This window comes from Pandoraea horticolens (assembly GCF_902459555.1).
In the GTDB taxonomy this organism is placed as follows: Bacteria; Pseudomonadota; Gammaproteobacteria; order Burkholderiales; family Burkholderiaceae; genus Pandoraea; species Pandoraea horticolens.
Map to the genome: position 1 here is coordinate 56,391 of NZ_CABPSM010000008.1, position 20,935 is coordinate 77,325.

The window sequence follows — 20,935 nt, forward strand, 5'->3', positions numbered from 1 at the left end:
TCCCATCAACGAATTACAAGCCAACCGGGGCCACGTCGCCCCAACCATCGACCATTGCGGACGGTGCCACTATCGATCGAATCTTTGAGAGATGAGCCCGGAACCTGTCATACCGCCCGGTCCTGTGCTGCAACTGACCGGCGATCAGACCCGGGTGAACATTAATTGTCTTTGCGAAACCAAGAAGGTCCCGTTCGGCAAAGAAGGGGGCTTTACGAGCTACGAATGCGTCAAGCTTCTTTTGAGGAACGCAGAAATCTGCTGCTGCTGCATTTGCAACACGCTCCTCTTCCGAAACGTTTGCTCCGGTTCCTGCGTTCTCCCCTTCCAACTCCGCATCGAGAATCGCCTGCCGCGATTGCCTACCATGCCCTTGAAGAACGTGCTCTAACTCATGTCGCAAGACAAACCAGAAATTATCGATGCGGTCGTGTCGCAACGACATTCCGATTACAGGTGAATGCTCATCCAACCACATGCAGGCACCATCAATTTTTGCCCCGGTTAACGATTCGACAACGACGAACCGAATACCGCTCTCAGCCAGAATTCGAGGAACGTGGCGAGCCTCCTCTGCTGCCGCAAGCAACAAGGAAAGACGCTCCAAGGCCTTACGACCAGAGTGCTGGGTGAACTTAGGAACCAGCATCTCGCTAGCGATCTCGCGAACCCGATATAGCCAAGCGAGTTGGACGAACGTGGCTGAGCCGAGCACTTCGGTTTTTTTGGCAGCATGGGGAAGAATCTCCACTTCACTACCCGACTCGACCTTGAAGAACCTTGACATCGCGCGCTCTACTTCGGCAACGTCACGTGGATTCTCTGCATCCAGCCAACCCCGCTTGATCATTTCGGCAACAGGAAGGCCGCCAAACAATTGAGCACGAGCGGCTCGCTTGGGATCAGGTCGCGCAATAATACGTGCACGTGCCAAATCGTATGATTTTTGCAAATCGAGAAACATCTCTGCAGGAACGCCAAAGACCTCCTCCAGCGCGATTGCGAGAGGAGCATCTACGGCCCGCTTGTCAGAAACGATGCGATTGACCCCGCTATCATCGATGCCCAAAATGATGGCGAGCACGCGCTTGTGCCACCCCCTTTCCGTCAGGAGGGCATCAATGAGCTGGCCAGGCGTCTTGTAATCAGTTGGGACGATCTTCATAATGGCCCGATGATATGCCAGTTTGCGTTTTTGCGCAAACTGGCACTTTCTGCAACTTAAGAGACGCTGTTAGCCGCACGGCAACTAGCTCCGTTGCGGACGTACCTTAGCTTGAGACTGTGGGCTCAGTCGCTCCCATAACGGGAGATCCAAATACGCTGAGTCTCGTAGCAGCTCCGCTGCAATCAGCCAATTTCTTACCGTTTTCGCCGAGTCTCCGACTGCATCTGAGCGAAGTACACGGACGATCTCGGCACGCGCCACTCCCGAGCTTTGCGCATCGAGCACTTGCAGATAGCGCCTAAAATTCTGCCGTTGACGCTCAGGCCGGGTCGTTACCTCTTCAACGCATTCCGCGTCGGTCGACTCCATTTTTCTTGCCCGTTTCATCATCATTTTTTTTGAGATCACGCACTCAAACTGCGCCCTCAACACATCTACAGGCAAGCGCAGATCAAAAACCGGCGTGCAGTATTCGATACTACCCACAAACGGATTCCGCGCACCGAGTTCCCGAAACCCGACGCCGGACCGCACGAACGCCGCAGCTCCACCGCCGAGGTTAGGATGACGCATCCGACGCATCCCCCACTTGCGTCCCAACCATGAGGAGTACGAGCAACGCCGCCACGGCAGGCCATCGCGTATCGCACGGCGCATTACTTGCGTCACACTCGTTTCACCCTCAAGCACAGCCACTGACAAATGGTTCCATTCAACTTGATCGCGAACGAGATCGTATTCTTCTCCGGTCCCGTCATCCATCAATTGACGAAACGCTTGCCCAGCGGCACTGCGCCTAAACGCCGGATCCGTCTCAAGTCGGCAAACGTCCGTCAGGCTCGGCACTCGGTTCGCCAAGGCATCCAAGCTCCGAACATACTCAATCCAGTCAGCTTGATAACCTTCGTTTCGGCGCAGGAACTGCCAAGCCCACTCGCTTAGCGTGAAAGTGTTGTCGGCGGGGTCTGGGTACGCTGATTCGTCCGTCCAGTCAGGTAAGAAAATGTTCACGTCACACCCGTAAATGTGCCCCTCGCGTGGAGCCAAGCCAACCGGCGAAGGGTCCCGGCTCTCGGGCGCCCCTCCTACTCTTGGTGACGGCATTTTACAGTGGCAAAGCCATCACACGTCGTGCTCGCGGTAGCGGCGGCGGCGGGGAATTTCCATTGCGCGTAATTCCAGAATGCGGGCGACAATCCACGCGCGACCACAGCCACTCCGACATCCCCGCTTCATTCCTCAGATTGCCTACTGGTGCGGCTTCTCGGCCGAAATGCCTTTAGATCCCTTATTTTTTGGTGTGAATTCGGAAGAGTGCCCCGAGTTTGTCCCGGGTAATTGGGTGTGTCCCAGACAAACATAGAAAATACCCGGGACAGTGAATCCTAATGCTGGCAAGGTTTTTCGGTACTCTTTCGAGTTGTCCCGGGTGTCCCGGGTGGATTTTTTCGTCCGGCAAATTGAGATGTGCGCGCCGTGACTCTTCGCAGGCGACGTCAGGGGCTTCGGTCGCCCGAAAATATGAGGTGGCTTTCTGGAAAGCGGGTATAAATGCGGGTATGAAACGTCACATCACCGCGCACCGCCCAATACAGATAAGGCTAAAGCGTCACAATCACGGCTTAACGTCTGAGTCGACACGAACATTCACTTCGGCATGTGACGCCTACGGACACCACGCGATGGTGTCCGTTCGCATGGCATCCGCAGGGCAAGCGAATGACCGCCATCATTCGAAAGCGCCGCTACCGGATCTCGGCTTCCCCTCAGGAGGCCTGATCCGCCGAAAACATCGGCATTCTTTGCAGAATCCACGTCAGCAGTTCGTCGGCGGCCGCCGACAACGGACGCCCCGACTTGACGAGCACCCGTGCCTTCGCCGCTTCGAATAGCGGGTGCGCCACGGGTAGCGCCACGAATTCGCCGGAATCGATTTCCCGATACACGGAGAATTCACCGATCAGCGTCGCCCCATCGCCGCGCGCGACAAAGTGGCGCAGCACCTGAAGCGAGTTCGTCAGGAGCGTCGGCCGGATCGTCACGTTCTCTGCGAAAGCCACCATCTCTATGACCTGTCCCAGCCCGAAGGCAGGCGGCATCAGCGCCAGCGGGTAGTTCAGCATCTCGTCGACCGTCACGCTGCCGCCTCGTACCGCCAGCGGGTGGCGCGCATTGACGAGCAGGACAACCGGCTGCGACGACGTTGCCCGAAATTCGATGTCCTGGTGCACGGGCGGGTTATACGCCAGCCCGATGTGCGCACGGCTTTGCGCCACATCGTCAAGCACACTGCTGACGGGCAGCACATCCACGACCACGTCGAGCTTGGGATACTGGGCGCAGAAGTCGGTGAGCACGTTTTCCATCAATCCGTCGATATAGCCCTCGCTGATCGCCAGCCGCACACTGCCGCGCTGTAATCCGCGCAATGCCTGAATCCGATCTTCGAGCTGCTCTTGCTGCGACTGACAGCCCCGCCAATACTCGAGCAAATGCGCCGCCGCCTCGGTCGGCTGCACGCCCCGCGCCCTGCGTTCGAACAGCGTGGCGCCGATCTCCTCCTCCAGCAGCCGAATCTGCCGCGTAATGACCGACGCCGCAGTGTTGAGACTGTCCGCCGCCGCACGGATCGACCCGTGGGTAAGCACTTCATGGAAATACCGCAAACGCCGTTGATTCAGTTCACGCACCGTTCCCCTCCCCTGACTTGCAGCGTTGCTCTGTAGGCAACGATAACCGACATTAGTTACTCTTGCTCGTCGGATTTTGGCTGTCGATGATCGATCGAGTCAACCCACAACGGAGAACGATCTTGGCTGCCATTCCCTCCACGTTCGTCGCCGAACGCAAAGCCGCGCTATATCGCAAACTTAACTGGCGACTGCTTCCGTTCCTGCTCGCCTGCTACACCTTCGCCTTTCTCGACCGGGTGAACATCGGCTTTGCCAAGTTGCAGATGCAAAGCGATCTCGGCTTCTCCGACGCCGTATACGGACTCGGCGCGGGCATCTTTTTCCTCGGCTACGTGTTGTTTGAAATTCCCAGCAACCTGTTGCTGCCGAGGGTCGGTGCGCGCAAGACCATCAGCCGCATCATGGTGCTTTGGGGGGCAACCTCCGCCGCCATGATGTTCGTGAATTCGGAACCCATGTTCTACACGCTGCGCTTTCTGCTCGGCGTCTTCGAAGCGGGCTTCGCGCCCGGCATGATCTTCTACCTCACCTACTGGTACGGCCGCGCACGCATGGCTCAGGTCATGGCGATCGTGATGCTTGCCGGGCCGATCGGCGGAATGTTCGGCGGACCGCTGTCGACCTGGATCATGACCTCGTTCTCCGGCACGCACGGTCTGGGCGGCTGGCAATGGATGTTTCTGATCGAAGGTCTGCCATGCGTGGTGTTAGGGGTGGTGGCGCTGTTCTTTCTCGACGATCGTCCCGCCAACGCGCGCTGGCTCAGTGCCGACGAGAAGCGCATGCTGGCTGCCGAAACAGACTTGCCGGGCACGCATCACTCGTTCGCGCAGGTTGTGAAGGATCCGCGCGTCTATCTGCTGGCGCTGCCGTACTTCTGCTTTATCTGCGGCATCTATGCCGTAAGTTTCTGGCTACCGTCGATCATCAAGTCGGCCGGCGTGCGCGACACGATGCAAATCGGCCTGTACTCGTCGATTCCCTATGTCGTCGCGGCCATCGCCATGGTACTGGTCGGACGTAGCTCGGATCGCCGCGGCGAGCGTCGTTTTCACGCTGCCGTGCCCGCGCTCATCGGCTCGGCAACGCTCGCCCTCGCCACTCTCTTTGGCGGCAATCTGGCAATAGCGCTGACCTGCATGACCATTTCCACTGCCGCGATGTGGACCGCTTATACGGTGTTCTGGGCGATGCCGTCCGACTACCTGAAGGGCGACGCGGCGGCAGGCGGTATTGCACTCATCAACACCATCGGGCTGATCGGCGGCTTCCTGAGCCCGACGATCATCGGCTGGGCGCAAGGCTTGACCGGCAGCCTGCACGCCGGCCTTTACGTCATGGTGGCGCTGCTCGCCCTCGGTGGATTCGCACTGATTGCCATGCGCGAAGCTCGCGCCGCGTGATGCCGGCGCTTCCCCATCGGATTCCAATCTTCAAAGAAGAGGTCTCATCTTGTCTCGTTCCCACCGCACGATCCTGATCGCGGGGTTTCAGCATGAAACCAATACCTTTGCGCCTTCGAAAGCGACTTACGAGAGCTTCGAGCGCGGCGAAGGTTTTCCCATGATGGCGCGGGGCGCCGACGTGCTCGCGCTGCGTGACGTCAACATTCCTGCCGGTGGCTTCATCCGCGCAGCGGAAGCCGCCGGCCACACGCTGATACCGGTCATCTGGGCAGGCGCAAGCCCGTCGGCCCACGTGACACGCGATGCCTTCGAGCGGATTAGCGGCGAAATCGTCGAAGCCGCCCGCACGCAGACCTTCGATGCGGTGTATCTCGATCTGCACGGCGCGATGGTCGCCGAACATGTCGACGATGGCGAAGGCGAAGTACTTGCCCGAGTCCGTGAAGTTGTGGGGGCGCATGTGCCGATCGTCGCGTCGCTGGACCTGCATGCAAACGTCACAGAGCGGATGCTAAGCGCGGCCGACGCGCTCGTCGCTTACCGGACGTATCCCCACGTCGACATGGCGCAAACCGGCGCACGCTCGGCGGAACTGCTCGAGCGCTTGATGCACGGCGAAACATTGCATCGCTCATCGCGGCGGTTGCCGTTTCTGATTCCGATCAACGGCATGTGCACGATGCTGGAGCCGGCACGCGGAATGTATGAACGCGTAGCGGAGGTCGAGTGCGGGGAAGTGCTATCGGCATCGTTCGCGCCGGGATTTCCCGCAGCAGATTTCCCTGAATGCGGGCCGGTCGTATGGGCTTACGGCAGCACCGCCGACGCCGCGAATACTGCGGTCGAGACACTGTATGGCCGCATGATCGACAACGAGCTGGAGTGGCGAGTCCCGTTCCTTTCACCGGACGATGCCGTGAATGAAGCGATACGATTGTCCGAAGGCGCGCCCCGTCCGGTAGTGATCGCCGACACCCAGGACAATCCCGGCGCGGGAGGCGACGCCAACACGATGGGGATGCTTCGTGCGCTCGTGCGTCACGGTGCCAAACGGGCGGCAATCGGGCTGATTTGCGATCCGGAAGTCGCGGCAGCGGCGCATAAGGCAGGCCTTGGCGCTCAGATCGACGTAGCGCTTGGTGGACAGTCGGGCGTGACCGGTGATCTCGCATTCGCCGGGCGCTTCGAAGTCGTGTTTCTCTCTGACGGCCGTTGCCGGTATGACGGACCGATGATGAACGGGATGCAGGCCGACCTCGGCCCTGTTGCGTGCCTGCGCATCGACGATGTGCTAATCGCGGTGAGTTCCGGCAAAGCGCAAATGCTCGATCGAAATCTCTACCGCATGGCAGGTATCCAGCCGGAAGAGATGAAAATTCTGGTGAACAAGAGTTCGGTGCATTTTCGGGCCGACTTCGAACCGATTGCCGAAGCGGTACTCGTCGCCAAGGCGCCCGGACCGATGACAGCCGACCCAGCCGATCTCCCGTGGACGCGTCTTGCCGCCGGCATCCGCACGCGCCCCGGTGGGGAAGCGTTTGTCGGCTAAAGCCAAAAGCACGTCGAACCGCGCGAGGAATCAGCCACACATCCCGCCGCCATGGCGGGTTCCTCGCGAGCTACTATTCAGGCCGCCCATCCTTCACAAATGATCCTGGCGATCTGCTCGCCCGTCGTGCGATTGTGGGCTTGTACCAGCGCCACGGCGCCGGCATCGTCCCCCGCCTCGCACAAACGCAGCAACTCACGATGCTCTTCGTGCGAGCGCTGTGCGTTGCCCACCTTCTGCCATGTGAGGAACAGATAGCGTCCGAGGTTGAGCCGTGCCGTCGCCACGGCGCGCTGGAAATACGGACGCTCCGCCTTCGCGTACAGCATGGCGTGAAACGCCGCGTTACGGGTCACGATGTCCGCAAGGTCGGTCGCAGCCTCCAACGCATCGAGTGCCGCCCGCGCCCGTGCGAGATCCGCGCGCGACAGATTCGGCATCGCCAGCGCCATCATCCGCCCCTCCAGCAGCGCGCGGAAATCCGCCAACTCCAGCGCATCTTCCGCCGTGAGCGCCGCCACCACCGTGCCACGATTGACCCGGCTCACCGCCAGCCCATCCGCCGCCAGCATCGTCAACGCCTCGCGCACCGGCACGTGACTCACGCCGAGCGCCGCCGCCAGATGGTCTTGACGCAAGGCCTCACCCGGCTTCAACTCGCCACGGCCGATCTGCTCGCGCAGCGTTTCATACGTGCGCTCCACCGCCGTTCCCATGCCCGATTCCTGGCGCATTGACTGTCTCCTCCGGTTAACTATATATAATAATTAATAATTATATATTATTTAACGACTGGTGATGCCCATGCCTACGGTCAACCCATCCTCGTCCGCTCGCGCGCCCGTCGCGACGGCAACTGCCGCCGACACGTTCGCGCCGCGCCACCTTTGGCGTCACGCCCTCCTCGCGGGGATCAGCGCCGCCGCCGGTCTCGGCTTATACGCCGCTGGACTGCGTGGCGATACGCTTGCCGTGGCGGTTATCGTTCTGTTCTGCCTCGGCTACTGGGCGACCGGCTGGTTACCGGACTTCCTCGTATCGCTCGTATTGATGTTCCTGCTCGCCACCTGTACGTCGCTCGGCGCGAACGTCGTGTTCTCGGGCTTTACGTCGAGCGCGTTCTGGCTTGTGTTCAGCGGCGCGGTCATTGGCATGGCACTCGGTGTCACAGGGCTCGGCGAGCGTGTCGCTTCGCGGCTCGCCGATCATTGCGGTCACGCCTACGGCGTCGCGCTCGCGGGCTTCGTCGCCATTGCTTTCATCCTCGGCATCGTGATGCCGTCGACGCTTGGCCGCATCGCCATCCTCACGCCGATCGTGCTGAGTTTCTGTGAACGCATCGGACTGACGCGCGGCCGCCCTGGCCGCACCGGACTTCTGCTGGCGACCGCGCTGGCCAGCTGCGAATTGTCGACGGCCATTCTTCCCGCCAACCTGCCCAACCTCGTGATGGCCGGCACCGCCGAGACCGTGCTCGGTCTGCGACTCGGATATGGCGAGTACGCGATTGCGCTGGTGCCCGTGCTCGCCCTCGTGCGCGGTGTGGTGCTGGTGGTGGTGGCGACGCGGCTCTTTCCCGACCGGCTGACACTCCTCGCCGAAGCCACGACGCTCGATAACGTCGATAGCGTGAATAACGCCCCCACGCCGATGCGCCCCGGCGAGTGGCGCCTGCTCGCCGCGCTGGCGCTGATGCTCGGCCTTTGGCTGACTGAGCCGTGGCATCACATCGCCGCCGGTTGGGTCGGACTCGGCGTGGCGCTGTTGTGCCTCGGACCGTTGCGACTGGTGAACCCCGATGCGTTTCTGAAACAGGTGAAGCTCGCCCCGCTGTGGTTCGTCGCCGCCATCATCGGGTTGACGGCCGCCGTCGATCACGCCGGACTCGCCAATACGCTGCGCCCGGTGCTGTCCCGGCTCGATCTGGCGCAGATGTCGAGCGCGTCGGCCTATCTGGTGCTCGTCGCGCTGTCGGTGGCGCTGACGTTCCTCGTCACCTCGAACGCCGCCCCCGCGCTCTACACCCCCCTGGTGCCGGCACTCGCACTCGGCGCACCGCTCGGCGTGAAGGCGGTCTTGCTGACGCAGGCCGTCGGCATCTCCACCATCGCACTGCCTTATCAGGCGCCGCCGCTCGTGTTGGCCATGGCGCTGGCCGGCATCGGCATTCGCGACGCCACCCGCTACTGTGTGGCGAGCGCGCTCATCGCGCTGGTGACGGTCGTCCCGCTGACCGCGCTCTGGTGGCAACTCATCGGCCTGCTGCGTCTTCACTGAATGCTGTAACGTGCGACAGGCTGCGGCCCATCGCCCGATCTTTCCGCTGGAATTTCTCCTTCAAACGCCGGTTTGCCACATTCGCCAAGGGAATTCGGGCGGACGAGCACCGAAGCGACTCGTCTCGATCCTTTCTGAGACCGTCTCGTCTACGATGAAATCGTGCGTGCAGGGCCGCAGAATGCCTCGCTGATCGAAGCCATCGCCCTTGTGCGCCCGGCGCACAAGGCAGCACCGCGCGCCATACCGGGAATGCCCTGCTTGAGATCGCCGTGCGCGACCCGCGACAATCGCGCATAAGACAAGAACAAGAAGATGCCGCGCGTCACCCCATGCAGTCGCCGTAGTCGAACATCGCCGCTTTCATGCAGCCGAGGGGAGGTTCATGCATGACATCGAAGCCGTCGACCGTCGTTGAAGTCGCACCGCGCGAGCGCCGGCACTGGTCCGACGACCGCGCTCGCATTAGGCTGTACAGCGGCGCTGGTCTGCTCTTCGCCATCGCCGTGAGCGTCGCCTGGTGGTATCAGCACTCGTTCCTGCCGGCACCGAAGGTCGGCCCGGTCGGCCTCGACTTCCTGCCGTTCTGGGGGGCTTCGCATTTCGTGTTGCACGGGCATCCGCTCGACGCCTACAACGTCGAACTGATGACCCGCGTGCAGATTGCCGAGCAACCGTGGGCCGAGAAGTTGGGCGGCGTCATGCCCTGGCTTTATCCGCCCTTCGTCATGCTTCTGCTCGCGCCGATCGCGCTGCTCCCATTCACCTACGCCTACACGGTGTATGCCTGCGTCGGCTTCAGTCTGTATTACGCCGCCCTGCGATGCACCGCCCCGTGGCGCGATGCGCGCCTGGCCACCGTCGGCTTTCCCGGCGTACTGTTGGTGATCCTGGCAGGACAGATCTCGTTCTACGTCACTGCGCTCGCGGGCTTCGCGCTCGTCATGCTACGCAAACGGCCGGTGTGGGCGGGCATTCTCACCGGGCTGCTCTTCGTCAAACCGCACATCGCCCTGCTCTTCCCGCTGGCCTTTCTCTGCGCCCGCCAATGGCGCGCGCTGGCCGCCTCCGTTGCCACGGTCATCGCGACAACGGCGCTTGCCGCTGCGGTCTTCGGCCCCGATGCCTATCCGACGTTCCTGCACGCAACGGCATTCGCGCGGCAAAGCATCGTCGACGGCACCGCACTGATCATCCGCGTGCCGACGTTCTTCGTCACGGCACGCATGCTGGGCGCACCGCTCCTGGTTGCAGCCGTCATTCACGCCGCGGTGGCACTTTGCGCCGTGGCGGCAATGATCGACTTCTGGCGGCGTCCGAGCGCATTTGCGTTGCGCGCGGCCATGCTGGTTTGCGCGACCACGCTCGTGAGCCCCTATCTCTACGACTACGACCTCACGATTCTCTCGCTCGTCATCGCCTGGTATGTGCGCGACGGCATCGCGCGCGGGTGGCTGCGCGGCGAGCGCGAATGGCTCGTCGTGTTGTGGCTCACGCCGATGTTCGGCCTGCTCGGCGTGCAATACATCGGCTTCCAGTTCATGCCGTTCATCACGCTGGCAACGCTCGTACTGTTGTGGCGCCGCCGTCGCCGCCTCGCGCATGTCCCCGATGTATCCGATGTGCCGGATACCCTGGACACCCCCGGCAGCGCCATCCCCAGTCGCCGTTCGTCCGTCACCGCGCCCGCGTCCACGAGGTAATCACCATGCCCCGCGCCGCCGATACCCGCCGTTCGCCGTCTCCGCAGCGCCCGCCGCTTGTCTCGCTCGTCGTGCCCTGTCACAACGAAGCGCAGGGTGACGCCGTCATCCCCATCGATGCCGACCTGCAAGATCCGCCCGCCCTCATCCCCGTGATGATCGAGTGCTGGCGCGACGGGGCCGAAGTCGTGCGGGCCAAACGCACGAACCGCGCGAGCGACAGCTTCGCCAAAAGGGTGGCAGCAGGCCTCTATTACCGTGTGCACAACCGTCTCTCGGAAGTGAAGCTGCCCGAGAACGTCGGCGACTTCCGCCTGATTGACCGGCGTGTGGTGACCGCGCTCAAACGGCTGCCCGAGCGCCGCCGCTTCATGAAGGGATTGTTCGCGTGGGTCGGATTCCACACCGAAATCGTGGAGTACGTGCGCGAGACGCGCAGTGCGGGCGAATCGAAGTTCTCGGGCTGGCGGCTGTGGAATTTCGCGCTCGAAGGCATTACCAGCTTCAGCACCGTGCCGCTGCGTTGCTGGACGTATATCGGTGTGTCGCTCGCCCTTGTCTCGCTCACATACGGCAGCTATATCGTGCTGCGCACCCTCATCCGCGGCATCGACGTACCCGGCTATGCCTCGCTGCTCGTCGGCATTCTGTTCCTCGGCGGCATCCAGCTTGTCGGCATCGGTGTGATCGGCGAGTACGTCGGGCGGATTTACTACGAGTCGAAGGGGCGTCCGCTATATCTGGTGCGGCGTCGCTACCAGTCCAGCGTCAAGGTGAGCCATTTGCCGTCGCGCGCGCCGTCGCATGCATTTGGGGCTCGGCTGCCGTCTGCGCGAAAAACGCTCCGGGCGCAAGCCGGTAGCGGCAAGTCGCTTGCCTCGCGCGCCCACCGTTTCGTCGTGCGTTGAGGCAACGGCAAGCGCGCCAGAGATGCCTCACGCGTGCCGATACGTCCAGTAGCGATGCAGCAAGAATGTGGTCGGCGGCACGATCAGCACGACGGCGGCGATGCCCACCCAGTGATTGCCACCAAGATGCTCCACCGTGCGCGCGACGACCGTCGTGAGCAATAGCCCGAAGATCGCCACCGGCACGAAACGCGTGAAACTCGTGCGATGCACCCGCGCAGAGAAGCTCCATAGGGTATTGAGCAAATAGGAACAGGGCGTAGCGGTGCAGAACGCCACGGCATTCGCCAGCACCGACCCGGCCCCGAAAACTTCGATGAGTGTGATCGCCACGATCACATGCACGGCCGTCGAAATCACTCCCGAGACCCCGAAGCGCATGAGCGGTACAACCAGCGTGCGCATGTGCGGCGAGGCGCGCCAGCGCTGCCCAAGGGGGGCGGGTTCGGTTGAAGACGTCCGACGCGTATCCGGCATTGGCGTAGTCTCAGAAGTGACCAACGAAGGCGATGGCGGGTTCACCTGACGATACGAGCACACCCACGCGCATAGGCAGCGCTTGGCGATGCGGTCTCGGCACTACGCCTCGCCACGGCTCGACGATTAGGAATTTATGCCATTTCCCGGAATTTGGGTTGCACGTCTGTGCGATGCGTCTAGGATTGCGTGGTACTCCACGGCATCAAGCCCCCAAACAAGAACAGGAGGAAGACAATGCAACGCCCCAATGCCGTCCACGTCGCTAGTGTGCTGGCCTTTGCCGTCACGACGTGGAGCGCGTCCCTGCATGCCGCCGATGGTGCGGCGACAGCTACGCTATCGCAAACGCTTACCGTCGCCGGTCTATCGCAGCCGGCCGACATCCTGATCGATCATAACGGCGTGCCGCATATCTTCGCCGCCAACGAGCGCGACGGCTTCTTCGTGCAGGGCTTCAACGCCGCACGCGACCGTCTGTTCCAGATCGACCTGTGGCGGCGCCGCGGACTCGGCCAGTTATCCGAAGTGTTCGGGCGCGCCTACGTCGCTCAGGACGACGCCGCGCGCCGCTTCGTCTACCGGGGCGACATGGCCACCGAGTGGCGCCGGTATGGCCCCGACGCGAAACCTGCCGCCGAGGCGTTCGCCGCCGGCGTGAACGCCTATATCGGCTGGCTCGCCTCGCACCCCGACCAAATGCCGTATGAGTTCCGCAAGGTCGGCTATTGGCCCGCGAAGTGGTCGGCTGAGGACATCGTGCGCATTCGCAGCCACGGCCTGACACGGAATCTGAAAAGCGAAGTCGCCCGCGCCAAGGTCGTATGCCGCGCTTCGCTCGACGCCGACAGCGTGCGCGTGGGCCTGCAACCGACGTGGAAAACGCAAGTGCCCGACGGCCTCGATCCGTGTCTGCCCGACGATCTGCTGAAGGTCTTCGATCTCGCCACGCAAGGCGTGAAGATCACCAGGGACTCGCTGCAACACGCCGACGCCGATATCGTGCAACTCGCGGACAACGGCCCGTACGATGTCTCGACCGAATCGGCCGAAGGCAGCAACAACTGGGTGATCTCGCCGCAGAAGTCTGCCACGGGCCGCGCCATCATGGCGAACGACCCTCATCGTGCCTATGCCGCGCCGAGCCTGCGCTACATCGTGCAGGTGAGCACGCCCACGCTCAATCTGATTGGCGCGGGTGAGCCGGCCATTCCCGGCGTGGCGATCGGCCACAACGGCACCATCGCATTCGGTCTCACGATCTTCAACATCGATCAGGAAGATCTGTACGTCTACGCGTTGAACCCCGCCAACCCCGATCAGTATCGTTATCGCGGCAAGTGGGTGCCGATGCGCACGGTGCACGAGACCATCGCGGTGCGCGACGGCGCGCCGGTGCAGACTGATCTCAAGTTCACGAAGCATGGGCCGGTGATCTACGTCGACACGGCCAAGCATCGCGCGTACGCTGTGCGCACGGCGTGGCTGGAGCCGGGCATGTCGCCCTACTTCGACGCCATGCGCTACATGCGCGCGAAAACCTACGCCGAGTTTCAGACAGCGCTCAACACGTGGGGTGCGCCGACCGTCAATCAAGTCTATGCGGATACGGCCGGCAACATCGGCTGGGTACCCGGCGGCATGGCCCCGATCCGCCCCAACTGGGACGGCCTGATGCCCGTGCCGGGCGATGGTCGTTACGAATGGGCCGGTTTCTGGCGGCGCGATCAATTGCCGTCGGCGTATAACCCGGCGACCGGCTATTTCACGACGTCCAACGAAATGAACCTGCCGGCCGGCTATCCGTACGCCGAGCGCAAGCTCGGCTTCGAATGGACCAACGGCTCACGGCATGCTCGCATCGACGAAGTACTCAAGGCGAAAGACAAGGTCTCGATCGAGGACTCGGAGCGGCTGCAAAACGACATCGTGTCGATTCCGGCGCGGCGTCTCATCGCGCTGCTCGCCCCGCTCTCGAGCGACGACCCGCAAACTGCCGCCGCACTTAAGTTGCTCAAGGGCTGGAATGCCGACATGCGGGCAGACTCTGCCCAGGCCGCGCTCGAGGAAGTCTGGTTCAGCCGCCATCTGGGCCGCACCTACAAGAACGCGGTACTGCCCAAGGCCGCTGCCGAGAGTTTCGGTGCGCCCGACCCAGCCACCATGCTCGTCGCCCTCGAACAACCCGCCGCCCGCTTCGGCGAGAACGCCGAAGCGAAGCGTGACGCCGTGTTGCTCACGAGTCTGGGCGAAGCGTGGGGCGAGATGGTCAAGCTGCAAGGCGGCGATCCCGGTGCATGGCAGTGGGGTAAGCTCCAGACGAATCTGAACGCCCACCCGCTCGCCGATGCTGTGGACGCCGATATGCGCGCCAAGCTCAACGTCGGCCCGCTGCCCAAGGGCGGCAGTCCGTTCACGCCGAACCAGTCGACCTATCGAGTGAGCGACTTCCGGCAGACGAACGGCCCGTCGTTCCGGATCGTGGTCGATGTGGGCAACTGGGACAACACGCGCGCGATGAACCTGCCGGGCGAGTCGGGCAACCCGGACAGCCCGCACTATCGCGATCTGGCACAGAAGTGGCTCGACGGCGAGTACTTCAAGCTGCCGTACTCGCGTGCGGCGGTCGAGGCGGACACCGAGTCGCGTCTGCATCTGGTGCCGGAGGCGTCACGTTGAGCCATCGTTAGTTTCAGCATCGAAGACGTCAAAACGGCCGGTGGGAGATCCCGACCGGCCGCTTCTTTTCATGTCGCGCGGATACGTCGATCAGTGACCGCCCGGCACGAATTCCGGCTTCTCACGCTTGGCGTCACGCGAGCGGTCCACGGCGTTGGTCGGCACCAACAGCAGCAACAGCACGACACCGATCGAAATCGCCAGGATCGACAGGAATGTGAGGTGCAGCGAATGTTGCAGCACCGCGCGAATGGCCTGATCGGCCACCGTCGACACGCCCCGGTCTTCCAGCACGTGACGCAACTGATCGGACGTGACGACGCCCACGTCGCTCGAATGCGTCAACCCGAAGTTGAGTACGGCGCCGAAGAGCGTCGCGCCCAGTGTGCTGCCGAGATTGCGCGAGAAGATGTTCGACGCTGTGGCGCTGCCGCGTTGCGACGGGTCGACCAGTTCCTGAATCAGCACGAGCGCACTCACGCTGCCCGTGCCCATCGAGAAGCCCATGAGCAACGAGCCGAACCCGGCGAGCAGCGGCGAACTGCTCGGCCCCAGCAACGCAAAGACGATTCCGCCGACCGGCATCAACAGACTGCCGCCCACGAGAATGCGGCGCAGGCCGAAACGCGTGAACGTCTTGGCGGCGAGCGTCGCGCCAATCGGCCAGCCGACCATGATCATCGTGAGCGCCATGCCCGCCACGACCGGGGTCTGACGCAGCACGCCCTGCGCGTACATCGGCAGGAAGGTCGTCAACCCCATGAGCACCATGCCCGAGAGCAGCGTCGCCGCATTGGCCGCCGCAATCGGGCGGCGGCTCCACAGCGCGAACGAGATCATCGGGTCTTTGGCGCGGCGCTCCTGCCAGACGAACAGCAGCGATGCGATGGCGCACGCGAGCACCCCGGCCCAGACATGCGTGTCGGAGAAGGCGTTGGCATCGGTGAGGGCGATCATGAGCGCCGCCACGGCAATCGTGAAGAACACGGCGCCGAGTATGTCGATGCTCGGGCGCTGACGCGGAGCGTCTTCGTGCAGATACGCGATGAAACCCGCCGCCGCCAGCAGACCGATGGGGATGTTGATCCAGAAGATCCACGCCCACGACAGATCGCGGATGATGATGCCGCCGAGCATCGGGCCGAGCACGGCCGAGATGGCCCACACGCTCGCCAGATAGCCCTGCACCTTGCCGCGCTCGCTGATCGGGTAGTAGTCGGCAATGATGGTCAGGCTGACCGGCTGAATGCACGCGGCGCCCATGCCCTGCAACAGGCGGAACGCGATCATCGCTGGCATGGACCACGCCAGCCCGCCGCCGAGCGAGGCCACCAGGAAGACGGCGATCCCCACGAGGATGATCGGCTTGCGGCCATAGAGATCGGCCAGCTTGCCGAACACCACGGTCATGGCGGTCTGTGCGAGCAGGAAGGCAGAGAAGACCCAGCTATACAGATTCAGGCCGCCAAGCTGGGCGACGATTTGCGGCATGGCCGTCGAAATGATCGTGGCCTCGATGGCAACCATGGAGGTCGCTGCCATGACGGATGCCACGATGAATGGCCGCATGGAATGGCGTGTCGCAGACATGTGTTCTTCTAATGTGGGGGATCGAGCGCACCAACTTGCGATGAGTGCCGCCGCACCCCTGTCAGGGGCGGCAGCCACGCCAGAGGACGGAAGACGGGGATCGAACGTGGCGGCGATGCCGCACGCGTAGTCAAGACGACTTGGGTCTGGCGATGGCGACAAGCATAGCCGAACGTGGAAAAACGCGTACGGCACTCACGGCGTCATCGGGCCGTGAGCCGAAAACCCTTATGCCGCGGAGATTAGCGCCTCGCAAAAGACCTTTCTCCGAGACAGGTCTTAGAAGATTTTGGACGACGAAAAGACCCGCGCGACGCCCGCCCGGCATTCCGCCGTTGCCGCGGCGCGACATCGAGCGTCCCGATTTTCGGCGCGCTTGTGCGGCCTATCGTCGCACCAGGCGCAACAACGCGAGCAGTACGATGGCGCCGACCGTGGCGGTGATGATTCGCCCGAGCGTGCCGTATCCCACGGCAATGCCCAGATGCCGCAGCAGCCAGGCGCCGACGAACGCACCGATCACACCGACGACCATGTCGCCGACAAGACCGAAGCCGCCGCCGACCACCATCCCGGCAAGCCAACCCGCCACAAGTCCCACCAGCAAGAGCACCACAATGTCCATGACCGGTCTCGTGTGTGACGTCAGGCCGCGCGGCTGCGCTTGATGGCGCCGTAGATCACCAGCAGCACGATCGCGCCGATGATGGAGGCGATCCAGCCAGCCGACTGCCCTTCGGTGTAGAGATGGAGGAACTGTCCGACATAGCGGGCAAACAGCGCGCCGGCAATGCCGAGGATGATGGTCACGATGATGCCCATGCTATCCCGCCCAGGATGCAGGGCGCGTGCGATGAGGCCGACAATCAGACCGACGACGATGGTGCCGATAATGCCCATTTCGTGTCTCCAAGGACGGGAACCCGACGGCAGTATAGCCTTGAAACCGGACGTTTCGGCAATCACCACGAATCGCCCCGCCGGCCGTGGCGGTCACCTGATATATCAATGAAGACGATGGTGGCGGTCCGCGCTATATGGAATATAGGGGATGCCTATTTGTCAAAACCAGACGGCTGCGCGATGATGGCGTACGCTGTCCCACCGCGCGGGGCACGCGGCGCCACGGAAACGGGCATCGCGTCGACGCGCTATAATCAGGGGCTATCAGATCCCCCCACATCATGCAACTGCTCGCTCTCGGCCTGAACCATCACACCGCGCCCGTCTCGCTGCGCGAACGGGTGGCGTTTCCGTTCGAGCGAATCGAGCCGGCGCTGGCAGGCCTCAAGAGCCTGTGGACCGGCAGCGATAGTGGCAAATTGAGCGCCCCCGAGGCAGCCATTCTGTCGACGTGCAATCGCACCGAGATCTACTGCGTCACCGACGATACCGCCGCGCGCGAGCGTGCGGTGCACTGGCTGGCCGAGTTTCACAACATTCCGGCGGGCGACCTCGCCCCTCACCTGTATGCCCTTCCCCAGTCCGACGCCGTGCGTCACGCCTTTCGCGTGGCGAGCGGGCTCGACTCGATGGTGCTCGGCGAGACACAGATTCTCGGTCAGTTGAAGGATGCCGTGCGCACCGCCGCCGAAGCCGGCGCGCTGGGCACGTATCTGAACCAGCTTTTCCAGCGCACGTTCGCGGTCGCCAAGGAAGTTCGCGGCCAGACCGAGATCGGTGCGCATTCGGTGTCGATGGCCGCCGCCGCGGTGCGGCTTGCCCAGCGCATTTTCGAGAGCATCGACACGCAGAAGGTGCTGTTCATCGGTGCGGGCGAGATGATCGAGCTGTGCGCCACGCACTTCGCCGCGCAGAATCCAAAAGCGTTGTTCATCGCCAACCGGACCGCCGAGCGCGGCGAAAAGCTCGCCGAGCGTCTGGGCGGCACGGCCATCCGTTTGTCGGAGTTGCCGCTGCGTCTGCATGAATTCGACATCGTCGTGTCGTGCACCGCGAGCACCTTGCCGCTGATCGGACTCGGCGCGGTCGAGCGCGCCATCAAGGCCCGCAAGCACAAGCCGATGTTCATGGTCGATCTGGCCGTGCCGCGCGACATCGAGCCGGAAGTCGGCCGTCTGGCCGACGTCTTCCTGTACACGGTCGACGATCTCGGCGCGGTCGTGCGCGAAGGCAATGCGCTGCGTCAGGCGGCGGTCGCGCAGGCCGAGGCGATTATCGAGACGCGCGTCCAGAACTTCATGCAATGGCTCGACGCCCGCAGCGTCGTGCCGGTCATCCGCGACATTCACGGCACCGCAGAGGCCATGCGCCTGACCGAACTCGAGCGTGCCCAGCGCATGCTCGCGCGTGGCGACGATCCCGCCGCCGTGCTCGAAGCCCTGTCCCAGTCCCTCACCAAGAAATTCCTGCACGGCCCGACCCACGCCCTGAACACGGCGCGCGGCGATTCGCGCGAGCAAATCATTCACCTCATTCCCGAACTGTTCCGCACCTCGGGAAACGCCGAAAAATAGATGAAAGCGAGCATGCAAGCCAAGCTCGACCAGTTGATGCAACGTCTGGTCGAGCTTGATGGGCTATTGAGCCAGAGCGACGTCACGCGCGATCTGGACAACTACCGCAAGCTCACACGCGAGCACGCCGAGCTGGCGCCGGTCGTCGAACAATATCGCCAATACCGCGACGCCCAGGACGATGTCGCGGCGGCGCAAGAGATGGCGGCCGACCCCGAGATGCGCGAGTTCGCGGAAGACGAAGCCGCGAATGCCCGCGCACGCATGGACGACATGGAAGGCACGCTGCAACGCATGCTGCTGCCGCGCGACCCGAATGACGACCGCAACATCTATCTGGAAATCCGTGCGGGCACCGGCGGCGACGAATCGGCGCTGTTCGCCGGCGATCTGCTGCGCATGTACACGCGTTACGCGGAACGCCAACGCTGGCAGGTCGAGATCATGTCGGCGAGCGAATCGGATCTGGGCGGCTACAAGGAAGTGATCGTGCGGCTGATCGGCCAGGGCGCGTATTCCCGGCTCAAGTTCGAATCGGGCGGTCATCGCGTACAACGCGTGCCGGCCACGGAAACACAGGGCCGCATTCACACGTCCGCCTGCACGGTGGCGGTGATGCCTGAAGCCGACGACGTCGCCGACGTCGAAATCAACCCGGCCGACATCCGCGTCGACACGTTCCGCGCGTCGGGGGCCGGCGGGCAGCACGTCAACAAGACGGACTCGGCGGTGCGTATCACGCACTTGCCGACGGGCATCGTCGTCGAGTGTCAGGACGACCGCTCGCAGCATCGCAACAAAGACAAAGCGCTCAAGGTGCTGGCCGCGCGCATCAAGGACAGCCAAATGCGCGCCCAGCAAGCCAAGGAAGCCGCCACGCGCAAGAGCCTGATCGGCTCGGGCGACCGCTCGGAGCGCATTCGCACGTACAACTTCCCGCAAGGGCGGATGACGGACCACCGCATCAACCTCACGCTCTACAAGCTCGAGTACATCATGGACGGCGATCTCGACGAAATGATCAACGCCCTCGTCACCGAGCATCAGGCCGAACTGCTGGCGTCACTGGGCGAGGCCGCCTGATGACGCACGACGCCGGCGACGCGCCGCACACGGGCGCCACGGTCAGCACCGTCGCGTCCTTGCTGCGCGAACCGGGGCTGCCACCGCTGGAGTCGCGCATCCTGCTCTCGCATGTGCTCGGCTGGAGCCGCACGCAACTGATTACCCGCGACCGCGAGCCACTTGCGCCCGAGACGCTCGCCGTCTATCGCGCGCTGCACGCGCGTCGCATAGCGGGCGAGCCCATCGCCTATCTGACGGGTACGCGGGAGTTCTTCGGCCTGACACTGACGGTCAGCCCTTCCGTCCTCATTCCCCGGCCGGAAACCGAATTGCTCGTGGAGCTGGCGCTTGCGCGTCTGGAAGCTCGCACGGCGCCGCGTGTGCTCGATCTGGGCACCGGCAGCGGCGCGATTGCGCTGGCCATTGCCCACAGCCGGCCCGACGCCCAGGTCACCGCGCTCGACCGCTCGGCCGATGCGCTCGACGTTGCTCGTGAAAACGCACGGCGACTCGGTCTGGACGAGCGCGTTGCGTTCGTCGAGAGCGACTGGTACGCGGTATTGCCCGGCGACGCTGCACCGTTCGACATCATCGTCTCGAATCCGCCGTATATCGTGTCGGGGGACGAACATCTCTCGCAAGGCGATCTGCGCTTCGAGCCGGTCGACGCCCTGACCGACCACGCGGACGGCCTTGCCGCTTTGCGCACGATCGTGGCCGGGGCGCCCTCGCGCCTGCTGCCGGATAGCTGGCTGCTATGCGAGCATGGTTACCATCAGGCCGCCGACGTTCGCGAACTTTGCCAGGCGGTGGGCTTTGCCGACGTTTTCTCTGAACGCGATCTGGCGGGCATCGAGCGCACCACGGGTGGCCGGCGCGTCTGAGCGCCCGCCGACGACAGGCGCGGCCGAAAACCGCTAAAATGCGAGATACGCCGAATTTC

The 20,935-nt window shown here is 63.2% G+C and carries 17 protein-coding genes; 9 read left to right on the forward strand and 8 right to left on the reverse strand.

The window, feature by feature from the left end:
• Positions 1-13 precede the first annotated feature (13 nt).
• The 3 genes from PHO31112_RS14430 to PHO31112_RS14440 all read right to left on the reverse strand — a co-directional run bounded on the left by PHO31112_RS14430 (position 14) and on the right by PHO31112_RS14440 (position 3,858).
• Positions 14-1,165: a helix-turn-helix domain-containing protein gene (locus PHO31112_RS14430; protein ID WP_150621150.1), complete on the reverse strand. Its 1,152-nt coding sequence runs from the start codon at positions 1,163-1,165 to the stop codon at positions 14-16.
• An 84-nt stretch (positions 1,166-1,249) separates the two neighbouring features.
• Positions 1,250-2,179 (reverse strand): transcriptional regulator domain-containing protein, encoded by a 930-nt coding sequence (locus tag PHO31112_RS14435; protein WP_150621151.1) that lies wholly within the window; start codon positions 2,177-2,179, stop codon positions 1,250-1,252.
• Between the two features lie 755 nt (positions 2,180-2,934).
• Positions 2,935-3,858, reverse strand: a complete 924-nt coding sequence (locus PHO31112_RS14440) for a LysR family transcriptional regulator (protein WP_150621152.1) — start codon at positions 3,856-3,858, stop codon at positions 2,935-2,937.
• 122 nt (positions 3,859-3,980) lie between these two features.
• On the opposite strand from PHO31112_RS14440, the gene PHO31112_RS14445 reads away from it, so the two are divergent.
• The gene (locus PHO31112_RS14445; protein ID WP_246178200.1) at positions 3,981-5,264 is read left to right on the forward strand and encodes an MFS transporter; all 1,284 of its coding nucleotides are present in this window, start codon (positions 3,981-3,983) and stop codon (positions 5,262-5,264) included.
• A gap of 49 nt (positions 5,265-5,313) precedes the next feature.
• Entirely contained in the window at positions 5,314-6,816 is a 1,503-nt protein-coding gene (locus PHO31112_RS14450; RefSeq protein WP_246178202.1) for a M81 family metallopeptidase, read from the forward strand.
• A gap of 77 nt (positions 6,817-6,893) precedes the next feature.
• On the opposite strand, the gene PHO31112_RS14455 is transcribed toward PHO31112_RS14450, so the two are convergent.
• Positions 6,894-7,550: a GntR family transcriptional regulator gene (locus PHO31112_RS14455; RefSeq protein WP_150621154.1), complete on the reverse strand. Its 657-nt coding sequence runs from the start codon at positions 7,548-7,550 to the stop codon at positions 6,894-6,896.
• 70 nt (positions 7,551-7,620) lie between these two features.
• Here PHO31112_RS14455 and PHO31112_RS14460 point away from each other — a divergent pair, with 70 nt between their 5' ends.
• The 3 genes from PHO31112_RS14460 (at position 7,621) to PHO31112_RS14470 (ending at position 11,704) form a co-directional block, all read left to right on the forward strand.
• Positions 7,621-9,093, forward strand: coding sequence for an SLC13 family permease (locus PHO31112_RS14460; RefSeq protein ID WP_174995722.1), 1,473 nt, complete (start codon positions 7,621-7,623; stop codon positions 9,091-9,093).
• Positions 9,094-9,482: 389 nt separating this feature from the next.
• Positions 9,483-10,796 (forward strand): glycosyltransferase family 87 protein, encoded by a 1,314-nt coding sequence (locus PHO31112_RS14465; RefSeq protein ID WP_150621156.1) that lies wholly within the window; start codon positions 9,483-9,485, stop codon positions 10,794-10,796.
• A 5-nt stretch (positions 10,797-10,801) separates the two neighbouring features.
• Positions 10,802-11,704: a glycosyltransferase gene (locus PHO31112_RS14470; protein WP_150621157.1), complete on the forward strand. Its 903-nt coding sequence runs from the start codon at positions 10,802-10,804 to the stop codon at positions 11,702-11,704.
• Between the two features lie 27 nt (positions 11,705-11,731).
• Here the strand turns inward: PHO31112_RS14470 and PHO31112_RS14475 are convergent, their stop codons facing one another.
• Positions 11,732-12,181: a GtrA family protein gene (locus PHO31112_RS14475; RefSeq protein WP_246178204.1), complete on the reverse strand. Its 450-nt coding sequence runs from the start codon at positions 12,179-12,181 to the stop codon at positions 11,732-11,734.
• Between the two features lie 237 nt (positions 12,182-12,418).
• On the opposite strand from PHO31112_RS14475, the gene PHO31112_RS14480 reads away from it, so the two are divergent.
• The gene (locus PHO31112_RS14480) at positions 12,419-14,860 is read left to right on the forward strand and encodes a penicillin acylase family protein (RefSeq protein WP_150621158.1); all 2,442 of its coding nucleotides are present in this window, start codon (positions 12,419-12,421) and stop codon (positions 14,858-14,860) included.
• A gap of 90 nt (positions 14,861-14,950) precedes the next feature.
• On the opposite strand, the gene PHO31112_RS14485 is transcribed toward PHO31112_RS14480, so the two are convergent.
• From PHO31112_RS14485 to PHO31112_RS14495, 3 genes are all read right to left on the reverse strand, one after another.
• Positions 14,951-16,450 carry an MDR family MFS transporter gene (locus PHO31112_RS14485; RefSeq protein WP_150621159.1) on the reverse strand — a complete coding sequence of 500 codons (1,500 nt, stop codon included), beginning with the start codon at positions 16,448-16,450 and terminating at the stop codon, positions 14,951-14,953.
• A gap of 385 nt (positions 16,451-16,835) precedes the next feature.
• A complete protein-coding gene (locus tag PHO31112_RS14490) occupies positions 16,836-17,075 on the reverse strand; it encodes a GlsB/YeaQ/YmgE family stress response membrane protein (RefSeq protein ID WP_010808688.1) in 240 nt (79 codons plus the stop codon).
• A gap of 20 nt (positions 17,076-17,095) precedes the next feature.
• Positions 17,096-17,350, reverse strand: a complete 255-nt coding sequence (locus PHO31112_RS14495; RefSeq protein ID WP_150621160.1) for a GlsB/YeaQ/YmgE family stress response membrane protein — start codon at positions 17,348-17,350, stop codon at positions 17,096-17,098.
• Between the two features lie 284 nt (positions 17,351-17,634).
• Between PHO31112_RS14495 and hemA the strand changes: the two genes are divergently transcribed.
• Genes hemA through prmC form a run of 3 tightly spaced genes read left to right on the forward strand, consistent with a single transcriptional unit; the run spans position 17,635 to position 20,876 of the window.
• Positions 17,635-18,927, forward strand: coding sequence for a glutamyl-tRNA reductase (gene hemA, locus PHO31112_RS14500; protein WP_150621161.1), 1,293 nt, complete (start codon positions 17,635-17,637; stop codon positions 18,925-18,927).
• On the forward strand, positions 18,928-20,010 hold the full coding sequence (gene prfA, locus PHO31112_RS14505) for a peptide chain release factor 1 (RefSeq protein ID WP_150621162.1): 1,083 nt from the start codon (positions 18,928-18,930) through the stop codon (positions 20,008-20,010).
• Positions 20,010-20,876: a peptide chain release factor N(5)-glutamine methyltransferase gene (gene prmC, locus PHO31112_RS14510; RefSeq protein ID WP_150621163.1), complete on the forward strand. Its 867-nt coding sequence runs from the start codon at positions 20,010-20,012 to the stop codon at positions 20,874-20,876. Before prfA ends, prmC begins: the two co-directional genes overlap by 1 nt.
• Positions 20,877-20,935 lie beyond the last annotated feature (59 nt).